Raw genomic sequence first — 383 nt, forward strand, 5'->3', positions numbered from 1 at the left:
AATGTCCGTACGCCGCTGTCGCGGAGCGCGCAGGCCGCGTCGGCGAAACGGACCGCTTCGCGGACGTGCCGCACCCAATACGAAGGGTCGGTGACCTCACTGGTCACGGGCTTGCCGGTCAGGGCCGACACCAGCGTCAGACGCGGCTCCTGTGCGGTCACGGAGCTGACGACACGCGCGAACTCCTCCAGCATCGGCTCCATCAAAGGCGAGTGGAAGGCGTGCGAGACCCGCAGACGACTGGTACGGGCCCCGGCCTGCGCCAACTCCTCGGCGGCGGCCAGCGCTTCGTCTTCGTTTCCGGATATCACCACGGCCTTCGGACCGTTGACCGCCGCGATACCGACACCGGGACGACCAGCGATCACCTCAAGGACCCGCTC

General features: G+C 68.1%; 1 protein-coding gene. It reads right to left on the reverse strand.

All coding sequences use genetic code 11. The annotated features are described in order from the left end of the window. A partial coding sequence (locus AC4IJH_RS43780; RefSeq protein ID WP_490857610.1) for an acyltransferase domain-containing protein occupies nt 1-368 on the reverse strand: 368 nt, incomplete at its 3' end. Nucleotides 369-383 lie beyond the last annotated feature (15 nt).

This window comes from Streptomyces sp. UF-297 (assembly GCF_058245575.1).